We start from the raw sequence: 837 nt of genomic DNA on the forward strand, positions 1-837 counted from the left end.
TCGATAAGTATTTTGGCGATTTCTGGCAGACCAATTTTGAAGCCCAGGGTGAAGTGCAGGAACAGTTGAACAGCCACCTGGATTATATGCTGGAAAAAGTTCCGGCCGCTTATGAAACCGACCCCGCGCTGGTTCTGTCGGCGCAGGAAAACCTGGGACGTCTGACACCGTATCGCCGGGTTTATGCGAACCTGCGCGCGCTGTCTGAACGTCAGTTGCCGAACCCGATTGAATTCCAGTCGTCCATCGGCGCAAGCTTTGGTATCGTTTACCAGGCCTCTACCGTGGGCGAGGTTTCGACCGAGGAAGCAGCCGAAGCGGAAGCAGAAAATAACGCAACTGCGGGACAGGAATGCGGTCAGATCTCTGAGCAGGTGTTTGCCCGTGGCCCGTTTGAAGTGCCGCGCATCTTCACAGCGCCTGAATACAAAGCCTTCTTTGTGCCGCAGGTTGAACGTGTTGCACAGATCGCGGCAGATGATCTCTGGGTTCTGGGACAGTTGGAAAGCACCAATTATTCCGACGAGGATTTCCTGGAAATCCAGCGAAACCTGCGTGAAATCTATGTGGATGATTATGTGCGGACCTGGCGTCAGAGTCTGAACGCACTGGAAGTGCGTGACTTCGATGACATCCGTGATGCGACCGAAAGTCTTCGTGCCTTGTCCGGGCCAGACAACCCGATCCGGCGGATTGCACGTCTGGTGGTGAATAACAGTACGATTTATGAACCCGAAGGTGAAATTCTTGAGGGAACAGAAGCCAGTGCGAATGAGTTGCCGATTGAACCCAATCGGGCTGCGGGTCTGCAGATCTTTGAGAACTTCAGCGAAATTC

Annotated in this window: 1 protein-coding gene; it reads left to right on the plus strand. The window is 53.5% G+C overall.

What is annotated here, in order from left to right:
- On the plus strand, positions 1–837 hold an 837-nt coding region (locus ACPGUT_RS15625; protein WP_423992975.1), incomplete at both ends, for an ImcF-related family protein.

Source organism: Halocynthiibacter sp., from assembly GCF_049608145.1.
Lineage (GTDB): Bacteria > Pseudomonadota > Alphaproteobacteria > Rhodobacterales > Rhodobacteraceae > Halocynthiibacter.